Below are 1,339 nucleotides of genomic sequence, written 5' to 3'. Positions count from 1 at the left end.
GATGGACAAGGTGGTCGCCTCGGCTGCGGCGGCGGTGGGTGATGTGCCGGAGGGCGCGTCGCTCGCGGTGGGTGGTTTCGGGCTCAGCGGGGTGCCGAACACCCTGATCCAGGCGCTGTACGAGCGTGGTACGGGCGGGCTGGCGGTGGTGTCGAACAACTGCGGTGCCATGGAGTCCGGCCTCGCGGTGCTGCTGGCGGCGGGCCGGATCGCCCGGGTCACGGGGTCGTACATCGGGGCCAACAAGGAGTTCGCCCGCCAGTATCTCGCCGGGGAGCTGGAGGTCGAGCTGATCCCGCAGGGCACTCTCGCCGAGCGGCTGCGTGCCGGGGGCGCCGGGATCCCGGCCTTCTACACCCCGGCCGGGGTCGGCACCCAGGTCGCGGAGGGCGGGCTGCCCTGGCGCTACGACGGGTCCGGCGGGGTGGCGCTGGCGTCCCCGGCGAAGGAGGTCCGGGAGTTCGACGGCGTCGGGTACGTCCTGGAGCGCGGGATCCGCACGGACTTCGCGCTGGTCCGGGCGGCCCGGGGCGACCGGCACGGGAATCTGGTCTTCAACAAGGCCACCCGCAATTTCAACCCGCTCGCCGCGATGGCCGGGAAGGTCGCCATCGCGGAGGTGGAGGAACTGGTGGAGCCCGGGGAGATCGACCCGGACGCGGTGCATCTGCCCGGCATCTTCGTGCAGCGGGTGCTGGCGCTGACCCCGGAGCAGGCGGCGGACAAGAGGATCGAGCAGCGGACGGTGAGCGACTGATGGCGTGGACCCGGCAGGAGATGGCCGCGCGGGCCGCCCGTGAACTGCGCGACGGCCAGTACGTCAACCTCGGCATCGGGCTGCCGACCCTGATCCCCAACCACCTCCCCGACGGCGTCGAAGTTGTCCTGGAGTCGGAGAACGGGATCCTGGGCACCGGCCCATACCCGACCGAGGACCAGGTCGACCCGGATCTGATCAACGCGGGCAAGGAGACGGTGACCGTCCTGCCCGGGGCGTCCTTCTTCGACTCGGCGCTGTCCTTCTCGATGATCCGCGGCGGGCACATCGATGTCGCCGTGCTGGGCGCGATGCAGGTCTCCGCGGCCGGGGACCTGGCGAACTGGGCCGTCCCCGGGAAGCTGATCACCGGGATCGGCGGGGCGATGGACCTGGTGCACGGCGCCCGGACGGTGATCGTCGTGATGACCCACACCGCGAAGGACGGCTCCCCCAAGATCCTGGAGCACTGCACGCTCCCGCTCACGGGCAGGGCGTGTGTGAACCGGGTCATCACCGACCTCGGCGTCCTCGACATCACGGAGGAAGGTCTCGTGCTGGTGGAGTGCGCGCCCGGGGTGA

2 protein-coding genes are annotated in these 1,339 nt (G+C 71.2%); both read left to right on the top strand.

What is annotated here, in order from left to right:
• Position 1: 1 nt before the first annotated feature.
• The gene (locus tag AB0O01_RS36470; RefSeq protein ID WP_365320424.1) at positions 2–757 is read left to right on the top strand and encodes a CoA transferase subunit A; all 756 of its coding nucleotides are present in this window, start codon (positions 2–4) and stop codon (positions 755–757) included.
• A partial coding sequence (locus AB0O01_RS36465) for a 3-oxoacid CoA-transferase subunit B (RefSeq protein WP_365320422.1) occupies positions 757–1,339 on the top strand: 583 nt, incomplete at its 3' end. The genes AB0O01_RS36470 and AB0O01_RS36465, both read left to right, overlap by 1 nt.

Origin of the sequence: Streptomyces sp. NPDC093252 (assembly GCF_040683675.1) — a bacterium.
Classification (GTDB): domain Bacteria; phylum Actinomycetota; class Actinomycetes; order Streptomycetales; family Streptomycetaceae; genus Streptomyces.
The sequence above is the reverse complement of the archived record's forward strand: the minus strand, read 5'-3'. Positions and strand labels throughout refer to the sequence as shown.

What these genes read in the sequence shown, in the direction of transcription:
- AB0O01_RS36470 (WP_365320424.1), top strand. Translation starts at nt 2, where the DNA reads ATGGACAAGGTGGTCGCCTCGGCTGCGGCGGCGGTGGGTGATGTGCCG.